Origin of the sequence: Maribacter sp. HS (assembly GCF_048059195.1) — a bacterium.
Taxonomy (GTDB): domain Bacteria; phylum Bacteroidota; class Bacteroidia; order Flavobacteriales; family Flavobacteriaceae; genus Maribacter; species Maribacter dokdonensis.
This window is the reverse complement of the sequence record NZ_JAYLVV010000003.1, coordinates 76,801-94,477: the sequence shown is the minus strand read 5'-3', so window position 1 is coordinate 94,477 and position 17,677 is coordinate 76,801. Positions and strand designations below refer to the sequence as shown.

13 protein-coding genes and 1 tRNA gene are annotated in these 17,677 nt (G+C 38.4%); 8 read left to right on the top strand and 6 right to left on the bottom strand.

All coding sequences use genetic code 11. The annotated features are described in order from the left end of the window. Together VBZ51_RS05495 and VBZ51_RS05490 are read right to left on the bottom strand one after the other, a co-directional pair. A tRNA-Arg gene (locus VBZ51_RS05495) sits at positions 1-74 on the bottom strand. A gap of 104 nt (positions 75-178) precedes the next feature. Further along, on the bottom strand, positions 179-625 hold the full coding sequence (locus VBZ51_RS05490; RefSeq protein WP_058105173.1) for a MarR family winged helix-turn-helix transcriptional regulator: 447 nt from the start codon (positions 623-625) through the stop codon (positions 179-181). A gap of 99 nt (positions 626-724) precedes the next feature. Between VBZ51_RS05490 and VBZ51_RS05485 the strand changes: the two genes are divergently transcribed. The 5 genes from VBZ51_RS05485 (at position 725) to VBZ51_RS05465 (ending at position 6,441) form a co-directional block, all read left to right on the top strand. Then, positions 725-1,852, top strand: a complete 1,128-nt coding sequence (locus VBZ51_RS05485; protein ID WP_416576319.1) for a pyridoxal phosphate-dependent aminotransferase — start codon at positions 725-727, stop codon at positions 1,850-1,852. A gap of 61 nt (positions 1,853-1,913) precedes the next feature. Continuing rightward, positions 1,914-3,044 (top strand): 4-hydroxyphenylpyruvate dioxygenase, encoded by a 1,131-nt coding sequence (hppD, locus tag VBZ51_RS05480; protein WP_071340338.1) that lies wholly within the window; start codon positions 1,914-1,916, stop codon positions 3,042-3,044. Positions 3,045-3,119: 75 nt separating this feature from the next. Beyond that, on the top strand, positions 3,120-4,274 hold the full coding sequence (locus VBZ51_RS05475; RefSeq protein ID WP_416576318.1) for a homogentisate 1,2-dioxygenase: 1,155 nt from the start codon (positions 3,120-3,122) through the stop codon (positions 4,272-4,274). Positions 4,275-4,291: 17 nt separating this feature from the next. After that, the gene (gene fahA, locus VBZ51_RS05470; RefSeq protein WP_416576317.1) at positions 4,292-5,527 is read left to right on the top strand and encodes a fumarylacetoacetase; all 1,236 of its coding nucleotides are present in this window, start codon (positions 4,292-4,294) and stop codon (positions 5,525-5,527) included. Between the two features lie 17 nt (positions 5,528-5,544). Next, the gene (locus VBZ51_RS05465; RefSeq protein ID WP_416576316.1) at positions 5,545-6,441 is read left to right on the top strand and encodes a flavin reductase family protein; all 897 of its coding nucleotides are present in this window, start codon (positions 5,545-5,547) and stop codon (positions 6,439-6,441) included. Here the strand turns inward: VBZ51_RS05465 and VBZ51_RS05460 are convergent, their stop codons facing one another. Together VBZ51_RS05460 and VBZ51_RS05455 are read right to left on the bottom strand one after the other, a co-directional pair. Next, on the bottom strand, positions 6,442-7,314 hold the full coding sequence (locus VBZ51_RS05460; RefSeq protein WP_058105177.1) for a cation diffusion facilitator family transporter: 873 nt from the start codon (positions 7,312-7,314) through the stop codon (positions 6,442-6,444). It lies immediately after the preceding gene. A gap of 68 nt (positions 7,315-7,382) precedes the next feature. Further along, positions 7,383-7,925: a DUF4287 domain-containing protein gene (locus VBZ51_RS05455; protein WP_416576315.1), complete on the bottom strand. Its 543-nt coding sequence runs from the start codon at positions 7,923-7,925 to the stop codon at positions 7,383-7,385. 251 nt (positions 7,926-8,176) lie between these two features. Between VBZ51_RS05455 and VBZ51_RS05450 the strand changes: the two genes are divergently transcribed. The 3 genes from VBZ51_RS05450 to VBZ51_RS05440 are packed head-to-tail and all read left to right on the top strand — an operon-like array spanning position 8,177 to position 14,966. Further along, the gene (locus VBZ51_RS05450; RefSeq protein WP_416576314.1) at positions 8,177-11,500 is read left to right on the top strand and encodes a DUF2126 domain-containing protein; all 3,324 of its coding nucleotides are present in this window, start codon (positions 8,177-8,179) and stop codon (positions 11,498-11,500) included. 11 nt (positions 11,501-11,511) lie between these two features. Next, positions 11,512-14,073: a circularly permuted type 2 ATP-grasp protein gene (locus tag VBZ51_RS05445; RefSeq protein ID WP_416576313.1), complete on the top strand. Its 2,562-nt coding sequence runs from the start codon at positions 11,512-11,514 to the stop codon at positions 14,071-14,073. 2 nt (positions 14,074-14,075) lie between these two features. Further along, on the top strand, positions 14,076-14,966 hold the full coding sequence (locus VBZ51_RS05440; RefSeq protein ID WP_416576312.1) for a transglutaminase family protein: 891 nt from the start codon (positions 14,076-14,078) through the stop codon (positions 14,964-14,966). 195 nt (positions 14,967-15,161) lie between these two features. On the opposite strand, the gene VBZ51_RS05435 is transcribed toward VBZ51_RS05440, so the two are convergent. Next, positions 15,162-15,827 carry a response regulator gene (locus VBZ51_RS05435; protein ID WP_099191241.1) on the bottom strand — a complete coding sequence of 222 codons (666 nt, stop codon included), beginning with the start codon at positions 15,825-15,827 and terminating at the stop codon, positions 15,162-15,164. A gap of 3 nt (positions 15,828-15,830) precedes the next feature. Continuing rightward, positions 15,831-17,495, bottom strand: a complete 1,665-nt coding sequence (locus tag VBZ51_RS05430; RefSeq protein WP_416576311.1) for a tetratricopeptide repeat-containing sensor histidine kinase — start codon at positions 17,493-17,495, stop codon at positions 15,831-15,833. Between the last annotated feature and the right edge of the window lie 182 nt (positions 17,496-17,677).

The window sequence follows — 17,677 nt, the reverse complement described above, 5'->3', positions numbered from 1 at the left end:
TGATCGCAGGAGGATTCGAACCTCCGACCGTCTGCTTAGAAGGCAGATGCTCTATCCAGCTGAGCTATGCGACCGACACCATTTTTTCAAATGTGGGTGCAAACTTAGTGATTTTTATAGACTGGTAAAACCAAAATCAATAAAAATTTAATTATTTCTTTTATCGACTGGAATATGACTATGAACGACCTTCATATTGATCAAAATTTTCCCATAATTGGTCAAGTACTTTGTAGAAAATTTCGAATTCTTCTTCCGTGATTCCCAGGGTACTAACTTTTCTTAAGTCCAGTATAAAGGGCATTACTTGTTTTATTAGAGCAGAACCTTCTTCTGTGATGACCAATTTATATCTCTTTTGATCATCTCTGAATCTTGATTTACGTAGCAACCCTTTTTTGCATAATCCACTGATTACCCTAGAGGTTGTAGCCCTATTTCTAAAGTTAGATTTGGCAATGTCAGCTTGCGAAGCGTCCTTTCCTTCTAAATGTACACGTTGTAAGATCACCCATTGTTCAATAGTAAGATCAATGTTGTTTTCTGCAAATACCTGTAAAAAAGTGCTCTGTACCTTTTTTAAAGTACGATCAATGTAAACGCCGAAGCCCTCCGTCCTGTCCATAATCTCAAAGTTATTCTTCCAAAAATACAGGAGTTTATCGTTAAAATTGTTGTTAATGCAACAAAATTAAAAAAAAGTTGTATTTTTACTTAGTTCAAATTGGCAAAAAGTACTAGAAATATGCAACCAGGTTTTAAGAAATATATATTAGAAGATAGCACTTACAAAGGCGGAGGAAAGAAGATTGTAATGCCCGATGGTGTTACCGTTCACAAATTGTCCTCTAATGAAAATCCGTTAGGGTATTCCCCAAAAGTTAAGGAAGCCTTGGCAAATACCTTAGATGATTTGAGCCTATATCCGGATAATACGGATATAAGGTTGCGTGAGGCATTGGTGAAAGATTTTGATGGTGTACTTACCGTAGATAACTTTATTACTGCAAATAGTGGTTCAGAAATTATAGATATGATTTCTAAGGCATTTTTGAACGAAGATGATGAGGTAATTGTGAGTCAGCCTTGCTTTTTACCTTATACGGCCTTTACCCGTTGGATGGGGGCCAAGGCAATCAACGTACCCATGACCGAGGATTATGATTACAATTTGGACGGTATTTTGGAGGCTATTAATGATAGAACAAAGTTGGTATTTCTAGCATCGCCCAACAATCCTTCAGGAAATTATATTCCACTGACAGATTTAAGAAATTTCATTGATAAATTACCTGACCATGTAGTACTGGTGCTAGATGAGGTATACAGACATTTTGCCGAAGCCGAAGATTACACTTCGGGAATTCCTTTTGTAGTAGAAGGTACAAATGTAATTGCAATCAATAGTTTTTCAAAGACCTACGGTTTGGCAGGTCTAAGGGTTGGCTATTGTTATGCCCCTTTAGAACTAAGCAATTACATGCGTAAGATTTGTAAACCTTTTCTATTGTCATCATTGGCTTTAGAGGGGGCAATTGCTGCTTTGGAAGATGTAGCGTTTGTAAACAAAACTTTAGCATTGGTTAAGGAAGAAAGAAAGTTTGTTTTGAACGGACTTGATACAATGAATATCAAATATTGGCCAACACAGGGTAATTTTGTGCTAATAGACCCACCGGTGAATGATATGGAGTTTACCTCTTTTTTAGAAAAAAAAGGTATAATGGTACGCCCTGTAGGTAATTTTGGTGCGCCGGGAAAAGTGCGTATATCTTTTGGGGTTAGAGAGGCTAACAAAGCACTTTTGGCCGCAATTGAGGTTTTAATGAAGAGCCAAACGACCACAGCATAAATTTTTTTATCATATATGTTGCATGAGCAACAAAAAACAATATAAAACTAAATCATATACTATGTCAACTTCAACAGTAGCAGAAAACAAACACAAAGAGGCACAAGATTTTATGCCTATTAACGGTACCGATTATTTAGAGCTTTATGTAAGTAACTCTAAACAAGCGGCACATTATTATAAAACCGCTTTCGGTTTTAAATCTTTAGCTTATAAAGGTCTTGAAACCGGTAGTAGGGATTTTGAATCCTATGTGGTAGAGCAAGATAAAATTAGATTGGTTTTGACGTCACCGTTAAAGAGTGGTACAGATGTGGGTAGGCACATAGACAAGCATGGTGACGGAGTTAAGGTAACGGCACTGTGGGTAGATGATGCTACCTATGCTTACAACGAGGCTATGAAAAGAGGAGCTAAAAGTTACATGGAGCCAAAAACCGAAGAAGACGAGCACGGTAAGGTGGTAAGTTCTGGTATTTATTCTTATGGTGAAGTAGTACACATTTTTGTAGAGCGTAAAAACTATAACGGTACATTTTTACCGGGCTACCAAAAATGGGAAAGCGATTATCAGCCAACGTCTACTGGATTAAAATTTGTAGATCATATGGTAGGTAACGTGAACGAAGGTAAAATGAATTATTGGGTAGATTTCTACGCCAATGTAATGGGCTTTAAGCAAATAATGTCTTTTGATGATAAGGATATTTCTACCGATTATACAGCGCTCATGAGTAAAGTAATGAGTAATGGTAACGGTCGTATTAAATTCCCGATCAACGAGCCTGCTCCTGGAATGAAAAAATCTCAGGTAGATGAATATTTGGAGTTTTATGAAGGTGAAGGTGTACAACATATTGCCGTAGCTACTGATGATATCGTAAAAACGGTTTCTGATTTAAAAAGTAGAGGTGTTGAGTTCTTGACCATACCTACAACGTATTATGATGTATTGACAGAGCGAGTTGGTGAAATCGATGAGGATATAGAATCATTGAGAAAACTAGGTATTTTGGTGGATCGTGATGATGAAGGATATCTGTTGCAAATTTTCACAAAAACGGTACAGGCAAGACCAACTATGTTCTTTGAAATTATTCAGCGTAAAGGAGCAACTTCTTTTGGAAAAGGAAATTTCAAGGCTTTATTTGAAGCTATTGAGCGTGAGCAAGAATTAAGAGGAACCTTATAAGTTCAACAGATTTCTTGACAAGCCAAGAATAGTTTAATTTTAATAAAATAGTAGTAACTAATAAAACGAACGTATATGCCTATCTATCATAAGCAGGGTGCGTTGCCGCCAAAAAGGCACACGCAGTTTAGAAAACCCAATGGGGAGTTGTATTCGGAACAATTGTTCGGTACCATTGGTTTTGACGGTATGTCCTCTTTATTATATCATCATAATAGACCTACCATGGTCCAAGAGATTGTAAAGAGTACCGATGTGTCTCCTAAGATTGCGTTGGAGAAGAATATACGTTCGTTAAAGTTGGTTAGTTTTAATGCACCTGCAAAAGACGATTTTTTAGTAGCTCGTGAGCCACTTTTGGTCAATAGTGATATCATCATTGGGGTAGCGGCACCACGAAAATCGTTACGCGAATATTTTTATAAGAATACCGATGCCGATGAAATGTTGTTCATACATAAAGGCTCTGGTACCTTAAGAACTATTTTTGGACAGATTCCTTTTGAATATGGTGATTATCTGATCATTCCCAGAGGAACCATTTATCAGATTGATTTTGATAGTGAAGACAATCGCATATTATATGCCGAATCATATTCGCCAATTTATACGCCAAAAAGGTATCGCAATTGGTTTGGGCAGTTATTGGAGCACTCTCCGTTCTGTGAACGCGATTATAAATTGCCACAAAATCTTGAAACATTTACCGATACCAATGAACATTTGATAAAGGTAAAAAAGCAAGGGGTCATGCATGAAATGGTGTATATTGGACATCCTTTTGATGTTGTGGGTTGGGATGGCTATAACTTCCCGTACGGATTCTCCATTCATAATTTTGAACCTATTACGGGCAGAATTCACCAGCCGCCACCAGTGCATCAAACTTTTGAAACAAATGCCTTTGTAATTTGTTCGTTTGTGCCAAGACTGTATGATTATCATCCGCAGTCCATTCCGGCACCATATAACCATTCCAATATAGATTCAGATGAAATGCTGTATTATGTTGATGGCGATTTTATGAGCAGAAACGGCGTACAACCAGGTAATATTTCTTTGCATCCCGCAGGTATACCACACGGTCCGCATCCAGGTGCTGCAGAACGAAGCATAGGTCAAAAAGGGTCTGAAGAATTAGCGGTTATGATAGACACCTTTAAGCCGTTAATGGTTACTGAGAATGCCATGAAATTAGATGATGGCGATTATTACAAATCTTGGTTATAACAGAAATAACAAAACACTTGACAACACTAAAAACATGGGTCAGCGTACCCCATAATTCAGATTTTTCCATTTACAATCTTCCTTTTGGCATTTTTTCGGTGAACGATAATCAGCCAAGAGTAGGTATTGCTATTGGAGCGCAAATTGTTGATTTGGTTGTGGTATCAGAGTTAGGGTTGATAGAGGTCAATGCCAACTATTTCAATCAATCAACTTTAAATGAGTTTATTGCTCTAGGTAAGAAGATTACCAATAAAGTCCGTTTAGATATACAGCAGTTGCTAGTGATAGAAAATTCGCCATTAAAAAATCATCCGGAAGCATTTGTGCAACAGGAAGACGTTACCATGCATCTGCCGGTACAAGTTGGCGATTATACCGATTTTTATTCGAGTATTGAGCACGCTACCAATGTAGGTAAAATGTTTCGTGATCCAGAAAATGCGCTATTGCCCAATTGGAGGCATATTCCGGTAGGCTACCACGGTCGCGCTTCTTCCATTGTGGTAAGCGGTACCGATATTCATAGACCTATGGGTCAAGTGAAAACCAATGAAATGGAAACACCGGTATTTCAAGCATCTGGGGGTTTAGATTTTGAATTGGAAATGGGGTTCATAGTCGGTAAACCAACACAATTAGGAGAACGGATTGCAGTTGAAAATGCTTCGGAACATATTTTTGGCTTGGTGTTGTTCAATGACTGGTCCGCTAGGGATATACAAAAATGGGAATATGTACCTTTAGGTCCGTTTTTGGGCAAAAGTTTTGCATCATCCATGTCGCCGTGGATTGTTACATTAGAAGCATTGGAGCCATTTAAGGTTCAAGGTCCTAAGCAAGATCCAGCTGTACTTTCGTATTTACAATATGAAGGAGCCAAAAATTATGACATACAATTAGAAGTAGGGATGTCTTCCAAATCTTCGGAAGAAACAATAATCAGTCGCTCAAACTTTAAGTACATGTATTGGAATATGATGCAGCAATTGGCACACCATACCGTAAACGGATGTAATGTAAATGTAGGCGATGTCATGGCATCGGGTACCATATCGGGCAAAGATGAAAGCTCCTATGGATCGTTGTTGGAGATTTCGTGGGGAGGTAAAAAACCTTTCGAATTAAAAGACGGAAGCAAACGCACCTTTATTGAAGATAATGACACCATAACCTTGAAAGGATTTGCGGAAAAAGAAGGCGTAAGGGTTGGTTTTGGTGAAGTAACGGGTACTATTTTACCCAGTAAGTAATTTAGAATATGAGCACAATGTCACAACACGAAGAAATAAATACAATAGACCCGGCAAGTATATCTCAACAAGAACTGCATGGGTATTTATTATCTGCTGTAGCGCCAAGACCCATTTGTTTCGCCAGCACAATTGATAAGGACGGCAATGTAAATTTGAGTCCGTTCAGTTATTTCAACCTATTCAGTGTAAACCCGCCAATCATGATTTTTTCCCCTTCAAGAAGAGGTCGTGATAATACCACCAAGCACACCTTGGAAAATGTATTGGAAGTAAAGGAAACGGTAATCAATATTGTGAATTATGACATGGTAGAGCAAATGTCATTGTCAAGTACCGAATACGGTGATGGGGTAAATGAATTTGTAAAATCAGGATTAACCCAAGTACCAAGCGATAAGGTAAAACCACCAAGAGTAGGGGAAGCTCCCGTAGCTTTTGAGTGTGTGGTTGACCAAGTAATAGCATTGGGTGATGGTCCGGGAGCAGGAAATCTAGTGTTGGCAAAAGTAGTTCAGATACACGTAAAGAAAGCATTTCTAGATGCCGAAGGAAAATTGGATACCCCCAAGTTAGATTTGGTTGCCCGTATGGGCGGTAATTGGTATTGCCGGGCTAGTGGCGATGCTTTGTTTGAAATTCCAAAACCTATACGTACCCAAGGAATAGGAGTAGATATGTTGCCCGAAGCTGTTCGTAATAGCTCGGTTTTAACAGGAAATAATTTAGGGAGACTAGGTAACTTAGAACAATTGCCTACTAAAGAAGCTATTGCTGCTATTGCTGCACATGCTGAGGTGAAATCTATACTAAACGGCGATGAAGATGCTGTAGCATTGCACAAACTGGCACAACAGTGGTTGGCAGAAGGAAAAACAGAAGATGCTTTGGCCTTGTTGCATTTGGGGATTTAGTTACAAATCATCAGGTTCAATATGTATTAATATGTGACCAAGGTTCGGAATTTCATGATGTAGATGGTCTTTTAGTAAATGTGCAATATCATGTCCTTTTGTAACCGATATAGTGCCATCTACCATGGCATGGAGGTCAATATGAAATTTCATTCCGGCTTTTCGTATAAAACATTTTTCTGTACCGGTAACCCCTGGTACTTCCAGTGATTTTTTACGTATTTCTTCCAATAGTTCGTCATACCGTTGCTCGTCCATTATTTCGCCTAACGCAGGTCGTAAGATTAGGTAGCTATTGTAAAGAATAAAACCCGAAGCAATTAGGGCGGCCCAATCATCGGCCGTTTCGTAACCCTTTCCAAAAATTAGGGCAATTGAAATACCTATAAAAGCCATGATTGATGTTATGGCATCACTTCTATGGTGCCAAGCGTCCGCTTTTAACGAAGTACTATTGGTTTCCTTACTTTTTTTAATGACGATTCGGTATGAAATTTCTTTCCAAAGAATGATAACGCCAAGAACTATTAATGTCCATGATTTTGGAGTTTTGTGTGGAGTTTGTATGTTGTCAATGCTTTCATAGGCAATAACTGTTGCAGATATCACTAGAAAAGCAACAATTAAAAAAGTAATAATGGGTTCTATTTTACCATGACCGTAAGGGTGATTTTCATCTGCAGGTCTTTCTGCATACTTAAATCCTAATAACACCAAAATAGAGGAGAAGATGTCGGTAGTGGATTCAATGGCATCTGCAATAAGAGCGTAAGAATTACCAAAGAATCCCGCTAAACCTTTAATAAGGGCCAAGAGAATGTTACCTACAATGCTAAAGTATGTTGTTTTTATGGCAGTCTGTTCAATACTCATAGGGCAAAGGTACAGTGCCAAGAAAATGTATGATAGCTTAATGCGATATAATTAATGAAAGGGTTGTGTTAAATAGCTTTTTCATAAGCCTCTTTTAGCCAATCGATTAATTCGGTATCCACTTGGGAAACTTCGGTAAGTTGAACCCTATGGGAGCACATGGTGCCGAAAGGACCAGAATTCTGCAAGCGCTCAGTAGTGGGCTTGTCTTTTATTTTTAATCCTAAATCTATTCTAGTTTTGGTAGCAGGTTTTATCAATGCAAATTGCTTTTTACGAATAATACTTACGGTAGTTTTCTTTGGGGTAATGGTAATATCATCTCCAAAAGGCTTTATTACAAGTAGCAGCTTTTCATAAATAGGGAGTAGGCTTTCTTTCCCTTTGTATTGCTGATCCACCAAATCCGTTGGAGCATGGTTTTCTTCTTTTGAAAGGGTAACAATGGTATTTGCAAAACCGTGGGTAACACAGTGCTCTTTCTTTAAATAATTGACACCTTCAGAATGTTTGGCAAATGACTTTTCTTTAAGAATGGTCTTCCATTCATTCAATGATTTCCCTGTCTTTTCAGGCATGTTGTCGATCATGGTTTGCAGTGCCTTTTCCATAAGTAGAGCGTTTTATGTACGTTTCAATTTACAAAAAAATAGTAACCCCTTGGGTTGCGTTTTTCAGTACCATCTTTTTTTTAATGTTATTCTATCCAAAAAAGATCAACAAACACCCCCTAACATTAGCAATCTATCAATAAATAGCGTTCCAACTCCAATTTGAATAAAAATTTTGTGATTCACGCCTACTTATATTCATTTGCTGATTATAGTGCTTATATTAGGTAGTACCGAAATCCCACAACCGTATGGCATTAAAAGTTGCAATTAAACACAAGACCAAGTATATCTACGATAGAAGTATAAATCTATCGCCACATATTTTTAGATTGCGTCCGGCACCACATAGTAGAACTCCAATAGAGGCTTATTCAATTAAAATTAAACCTGAAAATCATTTTTTTAATTGGCAACAAGATCCTTTTGGAAATTATTTGGCACGAATTGTTTTTCCCGATAAAACCACTGAGCTGTCTATTGATGTAGAAATTATAGCCGATTTAAAAACGATCAATCCGTTCGATTTTTTTGTTGAGGAAGCTGTAGAGGAATTTCCATTTAAATATTCCGATGAGGCTAAGAAAGAACTTTTACCCTATTTGGAAAAAGTGGAGAGTGGTCCGTTATTGAAAGAGTGGTTGTCAAAGATAGATTTGACTCCACAAAGAAGTATAGATTTTTTAATTGGGCTAAATAGCAAATTGTATAATTACCTGGATTATACGTTGAGAATGGAGCCCGGGGTACAAACCTGTGAAGAAACCTTAGAGGCCAAGTTGGGCTCTTGTAGGGATTTTGCATGGTTACTGGTGCAAACACTTCGTCATTTAGGTTTGGCGGCTCGCTTTGTTTCCGGGTATTTGGTACAATTAAAATCCGATGAAAAGTCACTGGATGGTCCTTCTGGTCCAGAAGAGGATTTTACCGATCTTCATGCATGGGCAGAAGTATATTTGCCCGGTGCCGGATGGATCGGTCTAGACGCCACATCTGGTTTGTTTACGGGTGAAGGTCATATTCCATTGGCATGTACACCATCTTATGAAAGTGCCGCACCGGTAAGCGGATTTAGTGATTTTGCCGAAACTACCTTTGAATTTGAAAATTCGGTTACCAGAATATTTGAATCGCCACGTGTAACCAAGCCCTACACAGATGAACAATGGCAAGCGATCTATGATCTTGGTTTTAAGGTAGAGGAAGAATTGCAGGCCAATGATGTTCGTTTAACTATGGGTGGCGAACCTACCTTTGTCTCTATAGATGATATGGAATCTGAGGAGTGGAATACCGCTGCAGATGGTCAACACAAAAGGGAACTGGCTAGCAAACTTTCCATCAGGCTACTAGAGGTATTTGGTAAAGGGGGGCTCTTGCACCACGCACAGGGTAAATGGTATCCTGGAGAGGCCTTGCCACGTTGGCTCATTGGTATCCACTGGCGCAAAGACGGAAAACCCATTTGGAACGATCCAAGTTTATTGGCATCTTTTTCTGAGGAATATAAAATGCCCAGAAATATTACCAAACGATTTTTAAAGACCTTAGGTGGCTATTTGGGTTGTAAGACCAACAGTGTAATGCCAGCCTATGAAGATGCCTTTTACTTTTTATGGGAAGAAGGAAAATTACCGGTAGATGTCAATCCTAAAAAATATAATAAAGATGATGGTCACCTACGTAGAAAATTGGGTGAAATATTGGAAAATGGAATTGGTGAAGTAGTAGGTCACGTATATCCTTTGACCAAAAAGAACAATAAATGGCTTACGAACAAATGGAAGTTTAGAAATAAACATTTGTTTCTTACACCCGGTAATTCCGCTATAGGACTTCGTTTGCCTTTGGCGGCATTGCCCCAAGACCCGCCAATACCTTCAGAACCAACGGCAGAGGTAGAGTTGTTTGAACCCTCGCCGGATTTGCCAAAACCTGGCGATGCATTGGAAAAACGGTTGAAATTAAAATCTATAGGTCACCCAAGAAAGCACCCATATGTGCGTACGGCAATTTGTGCAGAGGTCAGGGAGAATAAATTATTTCTTTATTTGCCTCCGTTAGATAGTGCCGAAGACTTTTTGGACTTGGTGGCAAGTATAGAGGCTACGGCAAAAGAATTGAAAGTTCCGGTGATTCTAGAAGGCTATGAGCCACCTCGTGATAATAGGTTAGAAGTTTTAAAGGTGACCCCTGATCCAGGTGTTATTGAGGTAAACGTACATCCTGCAAAAAATTGGCAAGAACTTACGGACAATACGCTAACCTTATATGCCGAAGCAAAGCAGGCCCGTTTAGGAACCGAAAAATTTATGCTAGATGGTAAGCATACCGGTACAGGTGGTGGTAATCACGTTACCTTAGGCGGTGTAACTCCGGCTGATAGTCCGCTGTTACGTAACCCGCAGTTATTACGAAGTCTTTTGACTTTTTGGCAACATCACCCCGGACTGTCCTATTTGTTCTCAGGAGCATTTATAGGACCTACTAGTCAGGCTCCACGAGTAGATGAAGCAAGGTTGGAGAACTTGTATGAACTTGAAATTGCCTTTTCGCAAATACCAGATGATAAAGAGGTCCCGTTTTGGATCACTGACCGTCTGTTCAGGCATTTGTTGACGGACATAACAGGGAATACCCATAGGGCGGAGTTTTGTATAGATAAATTATATTCCCCGGATTCTTCGTCCGGGCGTTTGGGTATCTTGGAGCTACGTGCTTTTGATATGCCTCCTCATGCGCAAATGAGTTTAATGCAAATGTTGTTGGTGCGTACATTGGTTTCATGGTTTTGGAAAAAACCGTACAAACACAAATTGGTGCGTTGGGGTACAGAATTGCATGACAAATTCTTGCTGGAGCATTATGTAAAAGAAGATATTAAGGATATTGTAGAGCAATTGAACGAAGCGGGATATCTGTTCAAATTAGATTGGTTTGATCCCTTCTTTGAATTCCGTTTTCCTTTATACGGTATGGTAGATGTCAATACCATACAAATGGAATTGCGTATGGCCATAGAGCCGTGGAATGTGCTTGGTGAGGAAATGACCGGTGGCGGAACATCCCGTTATGTAGATTCTTCATTAGAGCGTGTACAGGTAAAAGTCAATAATTTTAATGAAAAGCGATACTCGTTAACGTGTAATGGAGTTAAAATTGAATTGAGCACTACAGGAACAAAGGGCGAGTACGTAGCGGGAGTGCGTTTTAAGGCCTGGGAACCATGGTCTGCCTTACACCCGACTATTGGGGTAGATACTCCGTTGGTATTTGATATAGTTGATGATTGGAACAAAAAGTCGATTGGTGGCTGTACCTATTTTGTGGCACACCCAGGCGGTAGGTCGTATGACACCTATCCGGTAAATAGCTTAGAAGCAGAATCGCGCAGAATTAATAGATTTTGGGATATTGGCATGACACAAGATGAGGTAGCTCCTACAGAATTGGTGGCTTCAACAAATTTTACGGGCAGAATGGTAGAACCTAAGAAAGGTTCAAATACATTTGCATACAAAGAGATGCCGGTCAACCCAGAGTATCCACATGTAACAGATTTGCGTAAGAAGTAATTGAAGAGGTAATGCCAACAACAAAAACCACGTGGTTCAATAATTATGATACCCAACAGGGCAATGATGAAATGTATTCATTGAACAATGGTATAAAACCCTATTGGAGTAAACTATTGACCAGTTTTGATACCTTGGGGGTCACGGGCCTAACGGCACGTCAAAAAGATATAGACTGGTTATTGTCAGAAAATGGGGTCACTTATAATGTATACAACGACCCACAGGGTATGCATAGACCTTGGAACCTTAATGTGGTTCCTTTTATGCTGCACCAAAATGAGTGGGCAGAGGTAGAGGAAGGGTTAAAGCAAAGGGCAGAACTGCTCAACTTGGTGTTAAAAGATGTCTACGGCGACCGAAAATTAATAAAAAATGGTATTGTACCCTATGAAGTAATTTATGGGCATAGGGGTTTTCTTAGGCAGTGTTCCGGTATGGAGCTTCAGTTAGAGCAGTATTTGTCTATTTATGCCGCAGATTTATGCCGTGGAACAGATGGGCGTTTATGGGTAGTAAATGACAGGACGGAAGCACCATCAGGTATGGGGTATGCTTTAGAGAATAGATCCACGACCAGTAGAATTTTGCCGGATTTGTATGCGGAAATGAAAGTGAAGCGTCTATCCGGATTTTTTCAGGAATTCAATCAAATGCTTATTGATGCCGCACCTGGGAAAAAGGAAAATCCGAATATTGTGATTCTTACACCGGGCTCACATAACGAAACCTATTTTGAGCATGCCTATATGGCGTCTTTCTTAGGGTATCCATTGGTACAAGGTAATGATATGGTGGTGCGTGATGGCTTTCTTTGGATGAAGTCTTTGCAAGGCTTAAAGCAGATTGATGTGGTATTGCGAAGGGTAGACGATGCCTTTACCGATCCCTTGGAACTACGGGAGGATTCACATTTGGGCGTAGCCGGATTATTGGATGTTGTACGAAGAAACAATGTAGCGGTCATAAACCCCATAGGAAGTGGAGTTATTGAAAATCCGGGATTGATTCCGTTTATGCCGGCCATAGCAAAATTCTTTATGGATGAGGAATTAAAATTACCTCAGATCGCATCATGGTGGTGCGGACAAGAAAAGGAAAGAAATTTTGTTTTGGATAACATTTCAAAATTGGTCATAAAAAGAATAGATCGTACCAATAGGGAAAGTATTTATTTTGGAGAACTAATGAGTGCGGAAGCATTGGATGAACTTAAAAAAGTCATTTTGGAGCGTCCCTATCGTTTTGTTGCACAGGAACGCATTAATTTCTCAACGGCGCCCAATTTTACAAATGATAAATTAGCGCCAAGAAATGTTGTGGCAAGAGCGTTTTGCATCGCATCTAAAAAAGACTATTCCGTAATGCCAGGTGGTTTGGTTAGGGTGGCACCAGATGGCGAGACGGTAAGAGTGTCTAATCAAAGAGGTGGTACCAGTAAAGATTTTTGGATATTGGACGATGAACCCATTGTGGAAGAAAAAAATAGGCATTGGCAGCAAAAATCATCTATTGCAATTTCGGGTCTAAATGATTTGCCCAGCTTAACGGCAGAGAATTTATATTGGGCGGGGCGCTATGTGGGGCGTACATTGGTAAATGCACGTTTTTTACGTACGGTAATGCGACAAATGGCCATTGTGCAGAACAGAAACGAAAAACCCGATTCTGAAAAACTTAAAGTGCTTTTTAAAGCGGTTACACAATTAACGGGTACCTATCCTGGCTTCGTAGAAAGGTCAAAAGATGGCAAATTGGCCATGGATAATCCGTATGAGGAAATGTTATCCGTTATTTTAGATAAGAATAGGGTGGGCAGTCTGGCGCATACCATAAGTATGTTCGGAAACTCCTATTATTCCATCCGTAATTTATGGTCCTCGGATATGTGGCGCGTATTTGAGAATATTCAAAAAATTTGGAACTCCTTGGTAGATGGTGATGATCACTCCATAAATAAAATTCTTAAAGTCTTAAATCAATTGATTACACGTTTAATTGCATTTATGGGGCTTATTGAAGAAAGTATCATGGTGCAACAAGGTTTGCTATTATACTTTATAGGGTTGCAATTGGAGCAAAGTAGTTTGAATATTACTAAATGTAGGGCCTTATTGACCATAAAATATGATGAGCAGGTAGAGTATGATTTGTTGGAGTACCTGTTGACCAGTCATGAAAGCCTTAATATATACAGATACAGTTACCGCTCTCATATAGAGTTGGCACATGTGTTGGATCTAGTGGTGTTGGATCTGGATTATGCACGTTCATTGACCTTTATGATCAATAGATTGCAAAAAGATATCGCAAGATTGCCACACTCCAAACATGACCATCAATTAAGTAACTATCAAAAATTTGTATTTGAGGCATTTTCAAAGTTAAGATTGGCAGAGTCTTCTAAGCTGGTTCAGACAAAATCTGAAACAGATGTTACAAGAGAGCAGTTAGATAACCTTTTAAAAGAACTTTCTGATTTGTTGTATAAAACCTCACAATCTATATCCAACACCTATTTTAATCATACGGATAAGCAAACACAATTGTTTACACAGTCATTTCCCATTTAATAATGATATTTAATATTACACATATTACCAAGTATGACTATAACGCTCCTGTAAGCTATTGTCATAATATTGCGACATTACGCCCTAGAGAATCAAAAGGCCAGGAACTGTTGGATTATGCCATTGAAATATCGCCTGAACCAGCTGAAATTACCGAGCGTAAAGACTTTTTTGGAAATTATATAACCCGTTTTTCCATTCAAACCGAGCATAGAACATTAAAAGTAACCACAAAGAGTAAGATTAAAAGAGAATACGCCCAATACCATGAATCATTCAATAGCGAGGCATGTAAAAATATTACCATGAACCATGCCCTAGCTGCATTACAAGGGATGGATACGGAAACTTTGGAAGCTAAGCAATATGTACTGGAATCTATTTTTATTAGAAGGACGGATAAGGCGATTAGGAACTATGCAGAATTGTCCTTTAAGGGCGATAGGTCTGTTTTTGAAGCTGCATATGAATTGATGCAACGCATTTATACCGACTTTGATTTTGATTCGGAATTTTCTACGATTTCCACACCGATTGAAGAGGTAATGAAAGAGAAAAAAGGAGTGTGTCAAGATTTTGCCCAAATAGCCATTGCTTGTATACGGTCTGTAGGGTTACCGGCACGCTATATAAGTGGTTATATAGAAACCTTACCTGCTCCCGGTAAAGAAAAATTAATAGGAGCCGATGCTTCCCACGCATGGTTTGCTATTTATATTCCAGGTTTCGGTTGGGTAGATTTTGATCCAACGAACAACCAGATACCCAAAGACCAACACATTGTGGTAGGCTGGGGTAGGGACTATTATGACGTGCCCCCTTTAAAAGGGGTTGTTTATGGTAGTGGACAGAGTAAATTAAAAGTGGCGGTTGATATTGCTGCTGTTGTATAAAAGGAACCAAATGCTTATTTTATAAATAGGCCATACCTACCAAATCGGTCAGTTCCCCCGAAATACCTCTTCAGCAGGATGGCCATAGCAATATGTATTTTAATTCTGGTTAGTGTGCCTATTGCTAAGCAAGAACAAACCTAACACCATTATAACTAACAGAATTACGGTTTTCCGTAAGGCAACGGTTTATTTTTAGATTAGCCCTAAATCTTTTACGATAGCCACAAGGTGAATGGCGTTGTTGGCATTGAATTGTATTCGTAATTTGTTCAATCTTTTTTCAATTGAACTTAGGCTAGCAGGTGAAATATTCTCTTTTTTATAGAGTGCACTGATCTCATCTTGAGATAAGCCTTTACTAAGGTTGTCTAAAAGAGAAATATCGTAGTCATCAATTTCCAGTTCGTTCTCGGCACTAAATGCATTTGAAACTTCTGGGGATAAGAACTTTCCGTCTTTAGCAACTTCACAAATAGCTTGGGTCAAATTTTTAAGTCCGGTTCTGCTTTTGCAAACATATGCATCTATATCATGCTGGTTAAAGAGAGTGCGCACGGCTTGCAAACGATCTTCAACAGAATATACAATGACTTTTAGGGAAGGGAAATCTGACTTTAGTTTAGCCACTAAAGCCTGCCCTGATGGGTAAGTCTGTGACCTGTGGTCCACCTTAAATGATAGGTCCGATATTACAAGATCAAACGGAACCGAATCCAAATCCGCCCTTTTTACTTTTAAATAGGCATCATCGCAATATTGAACTTGATCTATTTGTGAAACACCCAATTCGGTCAGTAATGAAAATACACCTTTGTTGATGTCTTCCATATCCTCCGCAATTAAAACTTTTTTGAACATGCATTAAATTATTATTGATGCCTTAAAGCCATCACCTTGCTTGGATTCAAAATTAATAGTTCCATTTATAGAAGCGATACGGGATTCCGTATGTTGAAGGCCATTTTTCTTAAAAAGATCACATCCAACGCCATTATCACGATAATTAATATGAATTTTTTTTCCTTCTTTTTCAAAAACTAGGGTTACAAAAGTTGCGTGGCTATGTTTGCGCATATTGGTCATGAGCTCTTGCAATACCCTATAGATAGCTGTTTTTTTCATTTCAGAAATACCGTCCCAAGGCATTTTAGAAAGGTTACGGGTTATGATATTGACTTTGCTATTTTTATATCCTAGCAATAAATCGTTTAATTGCTTGCCAAAATCTTTTCTAAGGTCAATTGCACTATTTTCTCTAGAAATATCTCGTGTTTTGGTGTAGATTTTTTCCATTTCATCTAAAATAGTAGTGTCAATTTCTGAATTGTTCTCAAGAGATGTCATCACTTTATACATGTCATTGGCAACTTCATCATGCACTTTTTTAGCAATTCTGGTTTCGGTTTTATAGATTTCTTCGATTTTAGCCTTTCTGTATCGGTTTCTGTAGATAAAATAAGAACCAACGAGAATTAGAAAAATAATAAAGGCAAGGGCTTGGTAAGCCAACCGCTTACGTGATTCTATTTCTTGTAATAGTATACTGGCTTGAGTTTTCTTTTGTTCTTCGGCTACATTATATTTTAGAAATGCATTTTTGTTCTCTGCTATTTGCTTGGCATTGGCTATGCTGTCGGTCAGTTTTTTATATTCATGAATAAGAGGATTCTTATCCATATTCATAAGTAATGATATGGATTCTAGTTTAAAAGAACTACTGTTGATCTTGTCTGAAAGGGATAGCGCTTTCTCTGCATAAAATAATGCTTTTGTAGTGTCTTTTCTATCCAAGTAATACTCTGATAAATGAGTGTTGCTCGCGTGCTGACCAATAAGGTCATTATTTTTTTGACGAAGTGTTAAAGCATTTTTTAAATTATCCAATCCCTCTGGAATGTGAAGTTTAGACTGTACAAGACCTAAATTATCGGTTACCAAGGTGGTTTGATAATCGTTGGCAAAATCAAAACGTTTTTCAAATAGAAACGAATAAATGTCCAATGCGTTTTTATAGTCCAAAAGATCTTTGTAGATATTGGCTTTATTGTTCAAGATGATAACACTATCACTTAGTTTATTGGCAATTTGTAATGCGTTGTCAAAAGTTCTAATGGCTTCGGTTGCGTTGTTCGATGCTCTATAAATACGCCCTAATTGGTTGTAAAGACCTACCCTAGAGTTGATCAAAGTATCTTTGGTCTGCATTGACTCAATAAGATTAAGGGCTTCAACAATATGATTTTCACTACTGAAATTATTACCAATTTTAAATTCAGCTATAGAAAGCAGCCTAAGGTCATAAATTGCATTTAAAGTATCTTTTGATTCTATATCCCGCTCTTTTTTCTTGGTAAAATAGTGAACGCCAGAGGGCAGGTCTTGAGGTTGAGAAGGGTTTAGAATTGCTTTTCTGTAATGTAGTGAACTATCTTTTGAAATTTGAGCTAAGGAGCGATTGGGTATTAGAAATATAAATAAAGCAAGGAATATAAATTGAGGGAAGATTAAGCTTAATTTGTTATTCATACCCCTAAAATATAAACTAATTAGCTAATAATGTTATTGGATTTTTTCAAAGATGGTAACTATCTAAAATAGTTATAGTTACTGTAAACTATAGGTTAAGTTGTTAAAGATTTATTGGTTGATAATTTGTTTTCGTCTTGAATTTTGTCAAAATAAAAAGGGCACAAAATCTGGCGTATTGC

Bases quoted from the DNA above. Each gene is read 5' to 3' on its own strand.
- VBZ51_RS05440 (WP_416576312.1), top strand. From the start codon at position 14,076: ATGATATTTAATATTACACATATTACCAAGTATGACTATAACGCTCCT.
- VBZ51_RS05435 (WP_099191241.1), bottom strand. From the start codon at position 15,827: ATGTTCAAAAAAGTTTTAATTGCGGAGGATATGGAAGACATCAACAAA.
- VBZ51_RS05460 (WP_058105177.1), bottom strand. From the start codon at position 7,314: ATGAGTATTGAACAGACTGCCATAAAAACAACATACTTTAGCATTGTA.
- hppD (WP_071340338.1), top strand. From the start codon at position 1,914: ATGTCAACTTCAACAGTAGCAGAAAACAAACACAAAGAGGCACAAGAT.
- VBZ51_RS05430 (WP_416576311.1), bottom strand. From the start codon at position 17,495: ATGAATAACAAATTAAGCTTAATCTTCCCTCAATTTATATTCCTTGCT.
- VBZ51_RS05445 (WP_416576313.1), top strand. From the start codon at position 11,512: ATGCCAACAACAAAAACCACGTGGTTCAATAATTATGATACCCAACAG.
- VBZ51_RS05475 (WP_416576318.1), top strand. From the start codon at position 3,120: ATGCCTATCTATCATAAGCAGGGTGCGTTGCCGCCAAAAAGGCACACG.
- VBZ51_RS05465 (WP_416576316.1), top strand. From the start codon at position 5,545: ATGTCACAACACGAAGAAATAAATACAATAGACCCGGCAAGTATATCT.
- VBZ51_RS05490 (WP_058105173.1), bottom strand. From the start codon at position 625: ATGGACAGGACGGAGGGCTTCGGCGTTTACATTGATCGTACTTTAAAA.
- VBZ51_RS05450 (WP_416576314.1), top strand. From the start codon at position 8,177: ATGGCATTAAAAGTTGCAATTAAACACAAGACCAAGTATATCTACGAT.
- VBZ51_RS05455 (WP_416576315.1), bottom strand. From the start codon at position 7,925: ATGGAAAAGGCACTGCAAACCATGATCGACAACATGCCTGAAAAGACA.